11 protein-coding genes are annotated in these 14,465 nt (G+C 67.2%); 8 read left to right on the top strand and 3 right to left on the bottom strand.

What is annotated here, in order from left to right; all coding sequences use genetic code 11:
• Positions 1–196 precede the first annotated feature (196 nt).
• Positions 197–1,432: a PucR family transcriptional regulator gene (locus tag ACWDTS_RS20225; RefSeq protein ID WP_450110070.1), complete on the top strand. Its 1,236-nt coding sequence runs from the start codon at positions 197–199 to the stop codon at positions 1,430–1,432.
• Between the two features lie 736 nt (positions 1,433–2,168).
• Here the strand turns inward: ACWDTS_RS20225 and ACWDTS_RS20220 are convergent.
• Both ACWDTS_RS20220 and ACWDTS_RS20215 read right to left on the bottom strand, forming a co-directional pair.
• Positions 2,169–5,426, bottom strand: coding sequence for a protein kinase domain-containing protein (locus ACWDTS_RS20220; protein WP_450110071.1), 3,258 nt, complete (start codon positions 5,424–5,426; stop codon positions 2,169–2,171).
• 239 nt (positions 5,427–5,665) lie between these two features.
• Positions 5,666–6,262, bottom strand: a complete 597-nt coding sequence (locus tag ACWDTS_RS20215) for a TetR/AcrR family transcriptional regulator (RefSeq protein ID WP_450110072.1) — start codon at positions 6,260–6,262, stop codon at positions 5,666–5,668.
• A gap of 46 nt (positions 6,263–6,308) precedes the next feature.
• Between ACWDTS_RS20215 and zapE the strand changes: the two genes are divergently transcribed.
• Complete coding sequence (gene zapE, locus ACWDTS_RS20210) at positions 6,309–7,343, top strand: cell division protein ZapE (protein WP_450110073.1); 1,035 nt, start codon at positions 6,309–6,311, stop codon at positions 7,341–7,343.
• A 79-nt stretch (positions 7,344–7,422) separates the two neighbouring features.
• Here the strand turns inward: zapE and ACWDTS_RS20205 are convergent, their stop codons facing one another.
• The gene (locus tag ACWDTS_RS20205) at positions 7,423–8,139 is read right to left on the bottom strand and encodes a GntR family transcriptional regulator (RefSeq protein ID WP_197257758.1); all 717 of its coding nucleotides are present in this window, start codon (positions 8,137–8,139) and stop codon (positions 7,423–7,425) included.
• A 167-nt stretch (positions 8,140–8,306) separates the two neighbouring features.
• Between ACWDTS_RS20205 and ACWDTS_RS20200 the strand changes: the two genes are divergently transcribed.
• Genes ACWDTS_RS20200 through ACWDTS_RS20175 form a run of 6 tightly spaced genes read left to right on the top strand, consistent with a single transcriptional unit; the run spans position 8,307 to position 14,417 of the window.
• Positions 8,307–9,299, top strand: a complete 993-nt coding sequence (locus ACWDTS_RS20200) for a BMP family protein (protein WP_248676436.1) — start codon at positions 8,307–8,309, stop codon at positions 9,297–9,299.
• 30 nt (positions 9,300–9,329) lie between these two features.
• Entirely contained in the window at positions 9,330–10,856 is a 1,527-nt protein-coding gene (locus tag ACWDTS_RS20195) for an ABC transporter ATP-binding protein (RefSeq protein ID WP_450110074.1), read from the top strand.
• On the top strand, positions 10,853–12,010 hold the full coding sequence (locus ACWDTS_RS20190; RefSeq protein WP_450110075.1) for an ABC transporter permease: 1,158 nt from the start codon (positions 10,853–10,855) through the stop codon (positions 12,008–12,010). The genes ACWDTS_RS20195 and ACWDTS_RS20190 overlap by 4 nt, the downstream gene beginning before the upstream one ends.
• Positions 12,007–12,933: an ABC transporter permease gene (locus tag ACWDTS_RS20185; RefSeq protein WP_450118890.1), complete on the top strand. Its 927-nt coding sequence runs from the start codon at positions 12,007–12,009 to the stop codon at positions 12,931–12,933. The genes ACWDTS_RS20190 and ACWDTS_RS20185 overlap by 4 nt, the downstream gene beginning before the upstream one ends.
• Positions 12,934–12,960: 27 nt before the next feature.
• Positions 12,961–13,944 carry an ornithine cyclodeaminase family protein gene (locus ACWDTS_RS20180; protein ID WP_450118889.1) on the top strand — a complete coding sequence of 328 codons (984 nt, stop codon included), beginning with the start codon at positions 12,961–12,963 and terminating at the stop codon, positions 13,942–13,944.
• Positions 13,941–14,417: a nucleoside deaminase gene (locus tag ACWDTS_RS20175; protein ID WP_450110078.1), complete on the top strand. Its 477-nt coding sequence runs from the start codon at positions 13,941–13,943 to the stop codon at positions 14,415–14,417. The genes ACWDTS_RS20180 and ACWDTS_RS20175 overlap by 4 nt, the downstream gene beginning before the upstream one ends.
• Positions 14,418–14,465 lie beyond the last annotated feature (48 nt).

Below are 14,465 nucleotides of genomic sequence, written 5' to 3'. Positions count from 1 at the left end.
GTGAACGTGTTGTGGGCGATGCTCCGCGACGAGGCGGTCTACCAGCCCGCGTCTACCGTCGCGGCGGCTTGACAACTTCATTGAGATTCCTCCTTGTCGAACGTGATGCACTTCACGTTACGGCCGGATCCATCGGAGAAGAATGTGCCTACGCTCAGTCTTTCCGGTTCGATATGTGCGATGGCACAATTTGCTCATGACCGGGGAATCCCCCGAGGTCATCGAACTGATGGGTGAGGTGGCCGAGGCGATGCTCGCCGAGCTCGACCAACTGGTCGAGGCGATGGACGCCGCCGTGGTCGACCTGACCCCCGCACTGGGTACGGATGCCGCGATCGCAGCGGACATGTCGGCGAGCAACCGCGCGAACGCACTGCGTCTGCTCACCACCCTCACCCGACGGGAAGGTGGAACCGCACCGATCGACGTCCCGCCCGAAGCGCTCGACATCGCCCGCACCGTTGCTCGACGCGGCATCGAATTCGACGTGATCTTCCAGGCCTACCGTCGCGGGCAGAACGTCGCCTGGCAACGCTACATGAAACTCGCCGCCGCGCTCGTTCCGGCGAGCCCTCTGCTGATGGAACTGCTGAACGCCTCCTCGCAACGCGTATTCGAGTACGTCGACCACGTCGTGGCCTGCGTCCTCGCCGAAGCGCAACGGGAGCGGGAACAGGTGCTCGGCGGCGCTCTCGCACGCCGCACCGAGACGGTCCGGCTGATCCTGGACGGCGCGCCGATCGACGGTTCCCGGGCCGGCGAACGACTCGGGTACGACCTCTCCCGTCGTCACACCGCGCTGGTGTTGTGGTCCCAACCGGTCGGCGAAATCCAGGGCGCTCTGGAGTCGGCTGCCACCGTCCTGGCGCGTGCCGTCGGTGCTCGCGGTCCCCTCACCCTCCCCGCGGGAACCTCCGCCCTGTGGGCGTGGCTGGGTACCGAGTCCGACGTCTCGTACGAGGCGATGCGAAACGCCCTCGCGCACGCGCAATCCCACATCCGCGTCGCGGTGGGCCCCACCCGACCCGGCATCACCGGATTCCGCCGATCACATGCCGCCGCGGTGTCCATCCAGCGGCTGCTGGCCGGTCACCCCGGCGGTGCCCGGCTCGCGCTGTACCGGGACCTGGAAGTCACCGCGTTGACCGCCCAGGACCCGGACCGCGCAACGGAATTCGTCACCAGCACGCTCGGACCTCTGGCGGCGGACACACCCGCGGCCGCCCGCCTTCGCGAAACCCTGCGGATCTACCTCGAGGAAGCCGACAACGCCCCGCGGGCGGCGGTTCGCCTGCACACGCACCGCAACACCGTCCTGCAACGAGTCGCCCGCGCAACCGAACTGCTCGGCCACCACCCCGGTGAACACCGATTGGCACTCATGCTGGCTCTCGAACTCACCCACCAACTCGGTCCCCGAATCCTGCAGTGAGCCGACCGAGCTCGAACAACCGGAGATCGACGGACGCCCTGCGGGCGGCTGCCCCCGACCGATCGGAGACCCTACGGGTCCCTGAGCTTGCTCCGGCCCCTTCCCCAACGCTGCCCGGTCGCCATGCCCCGATAGACCGTCTCGGCCAGCACTCGTAGCCCCACGTCGCGGCGGACGTGCGGCAGGTACTGGACCCGGTCGTTCGTGTCGACCCGCACGATCGGGTGCTCCACCACCAGCTGTGGAGACGAGGGTTACTGGCGCCCAGTCGGTTTCGAAACACGGGAATGGCACCCGGTTCGCAGCGTCGAAGCGCTGACGTCGGACTCTGGGAGACGAGCGACGACGCCCGCCCGATGCGCCACGGTCACCGGAACGGCCCGTGCCCACACCGAGGCAGACGGAGAACACCTCGAGCCCCTCGATCGGACCGCGGGTCGCGGGATCGAGGGGCTGCGTGGTCAGGACGTCGGATACGAACCTGGTGGCCAGGTGATGTGCGGGCCGGCGCGGAAGGCGCTCGCGGCTCGTTGCTCGTGCACGCCTCTGCGGGGCGTGTGGATAGAATCCACCGTACGGTGCATGACAGTGCCTATCTGTCGTGTGCCCAGACCCCGGTCGGTGTTGGTAGCACCTTCCGGGGTCGACCTGTATTCAGGCCGGTGCAGGGATGGTCCCACGGGTGGCGTCGAGGGTCAACTCGAACACGCGTTCGTGTCGCCGGAAAAACTCCCGATCACTCGCCGGAGTCGCGTTGCTCGGTGAACCACACCGCGATCTGGGAACGCCTGGCGAATCCGAGCTTCCCCAGAAGACGCTCGACGTGTCCCTGCGCGGTACGGAGCGAGATCGTCAGACGCTCCGCGATCTCCCTGTTCGTCAGTCCCTCGGCGACCAGCCCGGCGACCTCGAGTTCCCGCTTCGTCGGGGCACTTGCGAGGGGAGACTTCGACCCGGATCCGCCGGAGTTTTCCCCGAGCGCATACGCGACCGCGCCGGTGACGCCGAGCGCTTCGCCCTTCCGGCGAGCGGCCTCGAACGCCCTCGAACTCAGTGCATCACGCGCGGCACGCAGAGTCATTTCGTGGTTCTCGGCAAGACCGGGCACAACCACGGACGGACTTCCGATCGACTGGCTCAGGTGGTCGGCGGCCGCGGCCAGGACCACCGCGCGTTCGGCATTGCGATCCGCCATCGCGATCCATGAGAGCACCTGAAGGACCAAACTGATGTTGAGCCGTGGCGTGTACTTGCGCGCAATCCGAAGTGATTGCTGTAGAAGCTGTTCCGCGCGGTCGCGGTCGCCCTGACGCCACACCACGACCGCCAGTGCCCACTGCGCATACGATCTGTGTACGGACTCACCGCGAGCCTCGGTGATCTCGAGGGCACGCTCGTAGCAGCTGATCGCCAGGTCGGTCCGACCGACGATTTCGTAGGCCAGTCCCATGCCGATGCGGGGAACCACTTGGTAGAGGACATCGTTCAGATCCGTGAAGGTCGACAATGCGCCTTCGAACCATTCACACGTGCGCTGAAGGTCACCACTGAACAGGGTGCCGTAGGCGTCGCCGAGATCGAGATACGCCAGCAGGAGGGGGTCCGTCGTCCCTTCCGCCAACGCGCGCTCGTTCCGCATCACGATCACCGAGGCGTCCGAATCTCCCTGCAGCCCGGCCATCGCGCTTTCCACGAATGCCGCCTTCGCCCGGTCGACGCTCGGCTTCGCCACCGCCTGTTCCAGCATCCGGTGACACCAGCGACCGCACTCGCCGATGAGACTCCGCGAAAACCAATAGGGGAACAACGCCCCCGCCATCCGGACCCCGGCCTCCGGGTCGTCGGAGGCACAGAAGTCCAGCGCCTGCCGTATGTTGGCCAGTTCCGTGGTGAGCCGCTTCATCCAATCGAGCTGTCGCGGGCCGATCCAGTCGGCCTCCGCGTCCCGCGCCAGCTGCTCGTACCAGTCGCGGTACGCCCGTCGCAGATCCGCGAGATCACCTGCCTCGGATGCCTTCTCCTGTCCGTACTCCCGGATCGTCTCGAGCATCCGGAACCGCGCGACCGGACCGGACTGCTCGCGGATCAGGATCGACTTGTCGACGAGGTTGGACACCGCGTCGAAGACATCCTCCGCGGAGAACTCCGAGCCGCAGATGTGCTCGGCGGCATCGAGTTCGAACCCTCCGACGAACACCGACAGACGCGCCCACATCCGCTGTTCCAGCGGTGTGCACAGTTCGTAGCTCCAGTCGACGCACATCCTCAGCGTCTGTTGCCGCTCGGGTGCATCCCTGCTACCCCGGGTGAGCAGCGCGTAGCGGTCGCTGAGCCGCTGCAACACCTGCTCCGGCGATATCGCCCGCAGCCCGGCGGCGGCGAGTTCGATCGACAGCGGCAGGCCTTCGAGACGACGGCAGATCTTGGCGATCGTGAGCGCGTCGTCGTCACCGGCCACGAAGCCGGGCACCGCCGCGGCGGCCCGCTCGACGAACAGCGTCATCGCGTCGTTGCGGTGTCCTCGTGCCGGGAGATTCTCGAGATCGGGGATCGGCAGCGGCGCCAGCGGCAGCACCACCTCGCCGCCGATGCCGATCCGCTCACGACTGGTCGCGAGGATCCGCAATCCCGGCCCCGCGCGCAGCAGCGACTCCGCGACATGCGCGACCGCGTCGATCAGATGCTCACAGTTGTCGAGGACGAGCAGCACCTCCCGCTTCGCGAGGTAGTTCTCGAGGACCACCTTCAGCGGCGTGGTCGACTGATCGCGCAGACCGATCGCACCGGCGACCACGTCGACCAGGAGGGATTCGTCCTGCAGCTCGGCCAGTTCGACGAGGAACACACCGTCGGCGAACGCGGCGCGCATCTGATGGGCGATTCTCAGCGCGAGACGGGTCTTGCCCACCCCACCGACCCCGACCAGCGTCACCAGACGGGCGGTCGCCAGGAGGTTCTTGGCCTTCCCCAGCTCTTCGCGGCGGTCGACGAAGCTCGTCAGCTCCAGCGGAAGGTCTCGCGTGCGGCCGGTCCGCGCCGTCGGTGGCCGGGTGGCCTCTCCCGCCGTGCTCGAGGCGTAGACAGGAACTCCGGCACCCGCGCTCGCGGTCATGTCGTCCACGGAGAATCCGTGTGATCGTTGCGCCTCGCGAAGCCTGCCCCCCAGCTCGACCACGGACGGGCGGTCGTCCGGGTCGCCGGCCATTGCGGCCCCGATCAGAGCACTGACGTCGGCGGCGACCCCGTGGTCACGAGGATCCGGGACCGGCTCCGTGGCGATCCGCACGAACTGCGCGACCACCTGCTCACCGCTGCGACGTTCGAACGCGGCGTGACCGGTGGCCGCCGCGAACAGGGTGGCCCCGAGCCCGTAGACGTCGGCGGCGGCGCTCGGTGGCGCACCGTTGAACACCTCCGGTGCGGTGAACGCCGGCGAACCGGTGAGCACCCCGACGGCTGTCCGGAAATCACCCGCGACGTGAGCGATACCGAAGTCCGTCAACGCCGGCTCGCCGTAGTCCGTGAACAAGATGTTCGCGGGCTTCACATCGCGATGAATGATGCCGACAGCATGGGCCGCCTCGAGCGCGCCGGCCATCTTGACCCCGATCCGCAGGACGTCCTCCAGCGGGAGCGGGCCCTGCCGGCGAATCCGCGTCTCGAGCGAGCCCTGGGATTCGAAGGGCATCACGATGAAGGGCCGGCCGTTGGCGGTGATGCCGGCCTGCAGGATGTTGACGATGTTGGGGTGACCGGTCAAGCGGCCGGCGGCGCGCTGCTCACGCAGGAATCGGGCGCGGTTGTCCTCGTCCAGATCGGCCGTGAGGACCTTCACCGCGACGACGCGGTCCAGCGAAGGCTGAGTGCACCGGTAGACCACGCCGAATCCGCCGCGGCCGACCTCTTGCGGATCCTCGAAACCGACGTCCTCCAGCTCCGCGGAGACCGTTCCGGCCACGCCACGTTGCGTCGCGAAGGGATCTGTATCGGCCATCGTCTACTTCGGTCCTGACCTCCGAGTGCAGCTCTGCACGGTTCGGACTTCCGTCCGTTTTCGAGCTTACGTCGGGCCGGGGCACCGGGCGGTGGACTCGCGAGCCCATACGTCCCTGTTCCCGGATACGATCCGGGGCAGTTTCGTCTCGAGCAGGCTCGAAGCCCCTTTACGGGCCCGGGCACGCCGCAGCATTCTCGGTCGATAGCCCGCCTTCCGAGTGACCTCGAACGCGGATGTCATCGGCTCGTAACGAGAGTGCCTATCCACAGGCGGATCGTGGTCCGCAGCGACTCGCGATGCTCGGCGAACGAATCACCTGGTGCGAGAACCCTTGTCCCGAACGCGAAATCGGACACCATCCCTTCGAGCAGACTGATGAGGTCGCGCGCGGCATCCGGAGGTCCTGATGCGCCGAGGGCATCCATCAGTGCGGTCGCGGCGGGAAGCGAAAACAGGCACGACGCCAGACCTGTCCTCAGCTCGTCGTCGGCGGCCGCGTCGACGACGAGCGCGTATCGGGCAAGGACGTCCCTGCGTCGGTCCGTCACCAGCGTTTCGAGCTGGTCCGCGATCAGATTCCCGGCCGCTTCGATGGTGGGCGGCCGGACGATGGAGGCGGCGCTGTCGAAGTGTTCCCGGGACCGGCGCGCCAGGTGCGCGATCGCGGCGGACACCAGGGCGTGACGGGTGCGGTAGTAGTACGACGTCGAGCCCCGGGCCAGACCGAGGCGTGCATCGATGCCCTGGTGCGTGAGCGCATGGTTGCCACCCTCGGCAGCCAGGTCCAACGCGGCCTCGCAGATCAGCTCTCGACGGGAGCGACGTTCAGCCATATCCACCTCCATTCCCCGAGACTCTACGATGCTAGAGTTTCGAGCCATGCGTCGGACTCGCAGAACGTCACCGCCACGTGGTTCCCTGCTCGTAGACGGCGCTGCATTCGATACCGCTGCACAAGATCTGGGATTCACCCTCGACGGATCGCAGCTGGAGACCGCGGCCGCCCTCGCCGCCGGCGATCGGAATCTGTATCTGTGGGGTCCCGTCGGACGGGGCAAGAGCTGGCTGATGGCGACGTACTTCGCCGCGCTGCCGACCGACCGGAAGATGCGGGTTCACTTCCACGAGTTCTTCCGCGACCTGCATCTGGGCATCCGACGGCACCGCAACAACCTTGCCGCTGCTCTGGACGAGCTGTTGGGCGGGGTGGATCTCGTGTGCTTCGACGAGTTCCACGTCCACGACCCCGCGGACGGCAAGTTCATCGCCCGTCTCCTGCCCGCCCTTCTCGATCGGCAGATCCGGGTGATCCTGACTTCGAACTACCCGCCTCGATCCCTGATGCCCAACCCGCTGTTCCACGACGACTTCATCCCCTCGATCGAGATGATCGAGCAGTTCTTCACCGTCGTCACCGTCGACGGGCCTGTGGACTACCGCACCGCCTCCGGTCACGAGGCCGGTTTCGCCGCCGGATGGTGGGTCAGCCCCGGCACGCAGGAGCAGAGAGACCGACTGGGACTGCGCTCGCCGACTCCCGACGAACGCACAGTCCTCGCACCGGCCGGGCATCCCGTCCGTGCCCTGCGCGCAGCGGAGGGGTGCCTGTGGGTCGACTTCGCCGACCTGTGCGAAAACACCACGGCCCCGGTCGACTACCTCGCCCTCGCACGACAATTCGGTACCTGGGTCGTCAGCGGAGTGCCCGACCTTCGAGCCACAGGACGTGAGCCGGCGCAACGCTTCGCCAACGTGGTCGACGTGCTGTACGACTGCGACATCACCACCGTTTTCCTCGCGACCACGCCGCTGGACGCGTTCGCCGGCAGCGGCCGGTTACCCGTCGACATCGAACGAATCAAGAGCCGGCTCGGCCAGCTCGGCGAGCTCGAATTCGAAGCGGCTGAAGGATAGTCGATCCGGTCCGACCAGCACCTTCTCCGATTCATCGCGAAGGTCCCAGCGCCTTACCGGTAGTGGGCCCGCCAAATGGTCACGAGCCGCCGCGTCGCCGGCCCTTGGTGAGGTGTACCGGGTCGATGTCGACATCGGACCATTCGGCGGCCATTCTCAGGCTGGCCTCGCGTCCGGAATGCACGTGGTGGAAAGCGGATTCGGCAGCCCGGTCGGGGTCGTGGTCGGCGATGGCGGCCAGCAGCTCCTCGTGTTCGCGGCATTGCACCGTGGCGTCGCGCTCCTTGGTCAGATGGAACAGCCACTGTGTCCGGGCTTCCAGCGGTTGCAGGATCGATTCGAGTAGCGGGTTGGCGGCGAGATCGACGATGAGGGCGTGGAACTTCGCGTTCGCCGCGGCGATGGCAGCCTTGTCGCCGCGTTCGGTCGCGTCGCGTGCTGTATCCAGTTGAGCGGCAAGAGCTGCCAGGCCCTCCTCGTCGGCGCGTTCGGCGGCCAGTCGCGCTGCGAGAACCTCGAGGTTCTCGCGGACGTCGAAGAGGTCCCGGACGTCGTCGACGGTGAACGGCGAGACGATCGCACCCTGGCGCGGCACCACGACGACCAGCCCGTCCCGTTCCAATCGCTGCATCGCTTCGCGCAGCGGAATGCGCGAGACGGCCAGCTCCTCGGCAAGATCGCGCTCGATCAGACGGGTACCCGGAGCGAGGTCCAGGCCGATGATGCGGGAGCGTAGTTCGTCATAGGCGACGTCCCGTAGCGACTTCCGGCTTGCTGCGTCCACTGCGGTTGTCACGTTCGACCTCTTTCCTCTTCGTGCCTGTCACCAGCATAGACACCGAAAAATAGCGGTATACCAGTAATGGAATTCTTACAGCCTCGCAATCTGACAGAAATGGATCGGGACCACGCTTCTCGTAACGGTATACCGCTAATCGGTATCGATGAATCGGGAGAAGCCCTATGAAGGTCACCACCGCCACCAAGGTCATGTCCGTCGCAGCCACTGGTCTTCTGACAGTGGGACTGAGCGCGTGCGGAACTTCTGACGCGGACTCGTCCGACGACGTCCTGTCCGTCGGCGTCTTCCTGCCCGGATCGATCAACGACACGGGATTCATGCAGTCGGGATTCGCAGGCGTGGAACGCATCCAGGCCGAATACGGGGACAGGATCGACGTCAGTTACGTCGAGCAGGTCGCCGCCGCCGACTATCAGCAGGCGCTGCAGCGCTTCGCCTCCCAGAACGATCTGGTGATCTCGGTCGGTGGGCAGACCGACGCCGACCTGCGCGCGGTCGCCCCGCAGTTCCCCGACGTCAAGTTCGTGGAGATCGGCGGGCCCGCCGACGCCGAACCGTTGCCGAACCTGGCCTACTACGACCCGCAGCAGGCCGAGGCCGAATTCCTGTCCGGTGCCGTCGCCGCCATGTCGTCGAAGAACGGGACGGTCGGGTTCGTCGGCGGGGTGGAACTTCCGGCGATCGTGAACGCCGCCAGCGCATTCGGTAACGGCGCTCGGTTCGTCCGGCCGGACGTCAAGGTCCTCGCACCGCAGTACGTGGGTGACTTCAACGACCCGGCCAAGGCCAAGCAGGCCGCCGGTGCCGCCTATGCCGGTGGTGCCGACGTACTGGGTCAGATCGTCAACCTCGGCAAGCAGGGCATCGAGCAGGCCGCGCGGGAATCGGGCAACCGTTTCAACGGCGGGCCCATCCCGGGTGACTGCGCGAACACCGTCTACGCCGGCTTCGTGCGCACCGATATCGGCACCGAAATCGAGTACGCGGTGTCCTCGGTGCTCGACGGCACGTGGACGGCCGCGCAGGTTCCGTTCGGCGTGACGACCGACAAGGGCGGCAGCGAATTCATCGTGTGCTCGACCGATCCGGCTGTCGCCCGGGCATTGTCCGATGCGGAGGCGGCGATCGTCTCCGGCGCGGTCCAGCCCTACTGACGGCCGGAAGCCGAACGAGAGGCGATGACGATGACCACCACCACCGCGCTGCTGTCGATGAACGGGATCGGGAAATCGTTCGGCTCGGTGCGCGCCCTGGACGCGGTGACACTGACCGTGAAACCTGGTTCCGTGCACTGCATTCTGGGAGAGAACGGTGCCGGGAAATCGACCCTGTGCAACACCGTCTACGGCACCGTCTCTCCCGATACCGGCAGCATGACCCTGGCCGGCGCCGACTACCGGCCACGCAATCCGTCGGACGCTCTGCAGGCAGGGGTCGCGATGGTGCATCAGCACTTCTCGCTGATCCCCACGATGACCGTCGCCGACAATCTGCTGCTGGGGCGCGACGGCTTCCGTCCGCCGCGGGGCCGGCTGTCGGACGACCTCGACCGCATCGCAGACAACTACGGTCTGAGTGTCGACCCGAAGGCCACGGTCGGCGAGCTGACCGTCGGGGCCCGCCAGCGAGTGGAGATCGTCAAGGCCCTGCTGCGTGACCCACGGCTGATCCTGCTCGACGAACCGACCGCAGTGCTCGATCCCTCCGAGATCGACGCACTGATCGCCACGTGCGCCGCCCTTGCCGCGGACGGCAAGTCGGTCGTCCTCATCACCCACAAGCTCGGTGAAGTCGCCCGCGCCGCCGACGAGGCCACCGTCCTGCGCGGAGGCACCGTCGTCGGTGGAGGACGGCTCGCCGACGTGCCGCTGTCCTCGCTGCTGAAACTGATGCTGGGCGACAAGGAACCGATCGACCCCGCCGCCGGCCTACGACGGCGCCGCGATACCCACAGCGACGCCGATGCCGTCCTGCGGGTGAGCGGTCTCGACGTGACCCGCCCGGACGGCAGTACCGCACTGTCGGACGTGGAGTTGGGCATCGGACGCGGCGAGATCGTAGGTATCGCAGGCGTCGAGGGCAACGGACAGTCCGAACTGACCGCCGTGCTGTCAGGGTCGCTGACCGCCGACAGCGGCACGGTGACCCTGGACGGCACGGATATCACCGATGCATCGCCGGCGCAACGGACCGCCGCGGGCATGGCGGTGATTCCCGAGGACCGGCACGCCGAAGGAATGATCGCCGACCTGTCGATCGCCGAGAACCTCGCGATGCCCCGGCTGCGGCAGTACCGCCGGTGGGGGCTGCTCGATCGGAACCGGATGCGCGCCGACGCCGCCGACGCGATTGCCGAGTACTCGATCAGGGCCTCGGATCCGGACGCGCCGATCGGTTCACTGTCCGGCGGCAACCAGCAGAAGGTCGTCCTTGCCCGCGAATTGTCCACTGCCGGATTGCGTGTCGTTATCGCCGCGCAACCCACCCGGGGCCTGGACGCCGGTGCAGTCGCGTTCGTGCTCGACCGATTGCGCGACGCGGCCGACAACGGTACCGCGGTCCTGATCACCTCCAGCGAAATCGACGAACTGCTGACCGTGTGCGACCGGATCGTCGTGGCCTATCGCGGCGCACTACTGGGATCTGTGCGCACCGACTCACCCACTGCCGCAACCGATATCGGCAGCCTCATGACCGGAGTCCCCGCATGACCACCTCCATCACACCCGACCGCCGCCCGCGGCTGCGCCTCCTGCCGTCGATACAACATCTGCACCTGCGCCACCCGCTGGTGATCGCCCTCGGCGCCCTGGTCGTATCGGCCGTCGCGGGTCTGGCTCTGGCTGCCACCGCCGGAGCCGACCCCGGAACGGTCGTCGACGCGCTCGTCGACGGAACCTTGGGATCGCCGTTCGCGATCGGAACCTCGCTCAACAACGCCGCGCTCCTGATGCTGGTGGCAGCCGGATTCACCGTCGCCTACCGGGCCGGGCTCGTCAACGTCGGTGGTGAAGGCCAGATCTGCCTGGGCGGTATCGCCGCCACCGCAGTCGGGGTCTCGATCCCCGATTCGGTGCCGGTCCCCCTCGGTCTCGCCGCTGCTCTGCTCGCCGCCGTCCTCGCAGGTGCGGCTTGGGCGGGAATCGCGGCCTGGCTGCGGATCCGCCGCGGCACCAGCGAGATCATCACCACCCTGCTGCTGAACTTCGTCGGCCTGGCATTGGTGGTGCTGATGGTCCAGGAACCGTCGCTGTTGCGCCAGCCGATGACGTCCTCGGAGACCCTGCCCCAGTCCGAACCGCTGGCAGTCTCGGCGCGCCTTCCGTTGCTGGGCCTGGACAGGAACCCGGCCACGATCGCGATCGTGATCGCCGTGATCTCGGTGATCGCAGTGGGAATCATGTTGCACCACACGATCACCGGACTTCGGCTGCGGAGCGTGGGACTGTCCGGCACCGCTTCGGCCCGATTCGGCGTCCCCGTCGATCGCACCGCGTTCCTCGGGCTCGCCGCGGCGGGCGGTTTCTCCGGGCTGGCCGGAGGACTGCTCGTCGCCTCCGCACCGTTCGTCCTCGCCGACGGATTCTCCTCCGGATTCGGGTTCAGCGGACTGGTCGTCGGACTCCTCGCTCGGGGATCGATGACCGCCGTCATCGCGGTCTCCACACTGTTCGGCTTCCTGGTCTCCGGCGGTATCAACCTCCAACTCGCCGCCGGAGTACCCGCGTCCACGATCACCGTCGTCCAGAGCCTGCTGATCATCCTCATCGCCGGTGCCGCATGGTGGACGAGTACCTCCAAGCCGCAACGCAAATCCCGTCCCGAGGTCCACACCGAAGCCCCCGCCAGGGAGGTGCTCGTATGAACACCGCAATGATCACCGAAGTACTCACCGGCGGAGTGGCATTCGCCATACCCCTACTGCTCGCAGCCACCGGCGAATCGATCTCCGAACGCGCCGGGGTGCTCAACCTGAGCATGGAAGGAATGATGCTCACCGGAGCGTTCGCCGGCGTGCTCGCCTCGGTCAGCACCGGATCGGCAGTGCTCGGTGCGGTCGCCGGCGTCGTCGCGGGCCTGATCTTCGGTTTCGCCCAGGCACTGCTGAGCGTGCGGCTCCGTGCCGACCAGATCGTCGTCGGTGTCGCAGCCAACGCACTGGCCCTCGGTCTCACCACCTTCGGGGCGCGGGTCCTGCTCGACGCCGGAAAGGGCCAGAACGTGCCCGCCTTCGCCGACGTCCGGATTCCGGTCCTGAGCGACCTGCCGATCATCGGTCCCGCGGTGTTCGGGCAAACCCTCCTCGGCTACTTCTGCCTGGCGGTCATCGCCGCACTGGCAGTGATCTTCTCCCGCCGCACCATGCCCGGGATCAGGATCGACGCCGTCGGTGAAGACGCGACGTCTGCGGGCTGGACCGGGCTGGCCGTCAACCGCATCCGTGTCGCGGGGGTGCTCATCGCATCCGCAGCCGGTGGCCTCGCCGGCGCTCACCTCGCGCTCTCGGAGGTCCGCTCGTTCAGCGAGAACATGACTGCGGGTATGGGCTACCTCGCCGTCGTGGCCGTGATCGCCGGTCGATGGAAGGTGTCCGGAATCCTCTGGGCTGCATTGTTCTTCGGTGTCGCCCGTGCAATGCAGTTCGCGCTCCCCGCGATCGGGGTGAACATCCCCTACGCCGTGCTCGTGATGCTGCCCTACCTCATTGCGATCGTCGCGGTCAGCGGCTTCGTGGGTGGACGGAAAGCACCGTCCTGCCTCACCGTCCCCTACATCGGCCGTGTCTGAACATCAATCCGAGAGGCAGACAAACAGATGACCCTCGTCCTCACCCATTCCGACATCGAGGCCCTGATCGACCGGCACGCCGTCTACGACGCCGTCGAACGCGCCCACGCCGATCTGTCCGCCGGCACCGCATGCAATCCGGCACCGGCGGTCCTCCCCCTCGAACAGGGGGGAACGGTCCTGCCGATGGCCGCAGTCGCGACCCGGCAGCGAGCCAGCTCGGTGAAAGTGCTGTCCGACATGCCGTTCAACCGTGCCGCCGGTCGACCCACCCAACGCTCGACCATCCTGCTGATGTCGGATCGGACCGGCGAATGCGAAGCGGTCCTCGACGGAAGGCTCATCACCGCCGTCCGCACGGCCGCCGCGAGCGCCGTCGCCACCGCACACCTCGCACGGGATTCGAGCACGACCCTGGGCTTGATCGGTGCCGGCACACTCGCCGTCGAACACACTCGCGCGATCGCTCGCGTCCGATCGATCGACAAGGTATCGGTCTGGTCCCGCTCCGCTGCGACCATTGACGAGTTCCGCCGCCGTGTTCACGATCTGGACCTGCGCGTCGAACACGCCGAATCGCCGCGCGACGTTCTGTCGACCGCCGACATCGTCTGCACACTGACACCGTCGAAGGATCCGATCGTCCACGGCGCGTGGTTCCGGCCGGGCCTGCACCTGAACGCCGTGGGTGCACCCCCGCGCGCCGATCACCGTGAGATCAACGGTGTCGGAATGGGTTCGGCCCGACTCGTCGTCGACAGTCGCCCCACCGCACTGACGAAGTCCGGTGACGTCCTGCTCGCCATCGGCGAAGGACATCTCACCGAGGACGCGGTGGCCGTCGAACTCGGCGACGTCGTCCTCGATCGCGGGCTCGGCCGCCGCAGCGACGAGGACATCACCCTCTTCAACTCAGTAGGCATCGGCCTGCAGGATCTCGTGACCGCCCGCATCCTCGTCGACGCCGCACTCGCCGCCGACATCGGAACCAGAGTAGAGATGAGCGCATGACCGTTCCCGCACCCGAGTCCCGCTTCCTCGCACGCAGCCTCGAACTCGCCGCAGAAGCAGCAGTGTCGGGCAACCGCCCGTTCGGCGCCGTCCTGGTCGCAGCCACCGGTGAGGTGCTCGCCGAAGGTCTCAACGAAGTCGCCTCCTCCGGCGACATCACCGCACATGCCGAACTCGTCGCGATCCGCCGGGCAACCGCCGACGGGCACGACGACCGATTCGCCGGCGCCACGATGTACGCGAGCGGCGAACCGTGTCCCATGTGCGCCGCAGCGTGCGTCTGGGCCGGTATCACCCGGATCGTGTTCGCCGCGTCGACCGAAGGGTTCTCGACCATCCTCCCCGAGGGACCTCATTTCACCCTCGGTTGCGCAGACGTCGTCGCGGCGACCGATGCGGAAGTCACCGTCGTCGGACCGGTTCATGAGGAGGAGGCCCTCGAGGTCATGCGCACCGCGGTCGCGGCCCGGTAGCGCGAGGCCTGCGTTCGGTTGGCTCGTCCCGATCCACGACGCGATTCG

Source organism: Rhodococcus sp. NPDC003383 (assembly GCF_053589115.1).
Note: the sequence above shows the minus strand (reverse complement) of the source record. Positions and strands in the feature narration are given on the sequence as shown.

What these genes read in the sequence shown, in the direction of transcription:
- ACWDTS_RS20225 (WP_450110070.1), top strand. Translation starts at nt 197, where the DNA reads ATGACCGGGGAATCCCCCGAGGTCATCGAACTGATGGGTGAGGTGGCC.
- ACWDTS_RS20220 (WP_450110071.1), bottom strand. Translation starts at nt 5,426, where the DNA reads ATGGCCGATACAGATCCCTTCGCGACGCAACGTGGCGTGGCCGGAACG.
- ACWDTS_RS20215 (WP_450110072.1), bottom strand. Translation starts at nt 6,262, where the DNA reads ATGGCTGAACGTCGCTCCCGTCGAGAGCTGATCTGCGAGGCCGCGTTG.
- zapE (WP_450110073.1), top strand. Translation starts at nt 6,309, where the DNA reads ATGCGTCGGACTCGCAGAACGTCACCGCCACGTGGTTCCCTGCTCGTA.
- ACWDTS_RS20200 (WP_248676436.1), top strand. Translation starts at nt 8,307, where the DNA reads ATGAAGGTCACCACCGCCACCAAGGTCATGTCCGTCGCAGCCACTGGT.
- ACWDTS_RS20195 (WP_450110074.1), top strand. Translation starts at nt 9,330, where the DNA reads ATGACCACCACCACCGCGCTGCTGTCGATGAACGGGATCGGGAAATCG.
- ACWDTS_RS20190 (WP_450110075.1), top strand. Translation starts at nt 10,853, where the DNA reads ATGACCACCTCCATCACACCCGACCGCCGCCCGCGGCTGCGCCTCCTG.
- ACWDTS_RS20185 (WP_450118890.1), top strand. Translation starts at nt 12,007, where the DNA reads ATGAACACCGCAATGATCACCGAAGTACTCACCGGCGGAGTGGCATTC.
- ACWDTS_RS20180 (WP_450118889.1), top strand. Translation starts at nt 12,961, where the DNA reads ATGACCCTCGTCCTCACCCATTCCGACATCGAGGCCCTGATCGACCGG.
- ACWDTS_RS20175 (WP_450110078.1), top strand. Translation starts at nt 13,941, where the DNA reads ATGACCGTTCCCGCACCCGAGTCCCGCTTCCTCGCACGCAGCCTCGAA.